Annotated in this window: 1 pseudogene; it reads left to right on the top strand. The window is 81.2% G+C overall.

Annotated features, from left to right (window positions below):
- A pseudogene (locus tag BST11_RS29075) lies at nucleotides 1–694 on the top strand (hypothetical protein); the annotation flags it as partial.
- Between the last annotated feature and the right edge of the window lie 24 nt (nucleotides 695–718).

The raw sequence follows: 718 nt of genomic DNA, 5'->3' as shown, positions 1-718 counted from the left end.
GGCGGGCGGGTCCGCCATCAACGGCGGCAGCGGCACCAACGGCGGTGACGGCGGCACCGGGGGCGACGGCGGACCCGGTGGCCAGGCGCGGGGCTTGCTCGGCCACGCCGGCGCCAACGGCGACGGCGGCGCGGGCGGCGCCGGCGGTGACGGCGGCAGCAGCACCTTCAAAGGCAGTGGCGCCGTCAGCGGCAGCGCCGGCTCCGGCGGCAACGGGGGCCACGGCGGCGCCGGCACCAACGGCGGCGCCGGTGGCCACGGTGGCAACGGCGGCGACGCCTACGTCGAGGCCACCACCTCGGCCGCCGCGGCCGGCGGTGGTGGCGGCGGTGGCGGCCAGGGCGGCAACAGCATCGGCGGCGGCCACGGCGGCGCCGGCGGCACCGGCGGCAGCGGCGGCACGGCGGGACCCTTCGCCACCGGCAGCGGCAGCGGCGCCGGCGGCTTCGACGATCTGCACGGCGGCGCCGGTGGTGCGGGCGGCGGGCCCGCCGGCATCACCGGGGGTCCCGGTGGCGGCGGTGGCGGCGGCACGTCCGCGATAGTCGGCAACACCTCGGCCACCGGCAGGAACGGCGTCGCGGGCGTCGGCACGGGCGGCGGCCTGGGCGGCAACGGCGGCTCCGCCGTGGGGACCGCCACCGGCGTCTTCGCCTCGGGTGGTGGTGGCGGCGGCCGCGGGCGGGTTCCGTGATGAGGTCGCCCGGATGGGAGAAGG

This window comes from Mycobacterium alsense (genome assembly GCF_002086635.1).
GTDB classification, from domain to species: Bacteria; Actinomycetota; Actinomycetes; order Mycobacteriales; family Mycobacteriaceae; genus Mycobacterium; species Mycobacterium alsense.
Note: the sequence above shows the minus strand (reverse complement) of the source record. Positions and strands in the feature narration are given on the sequence as shown.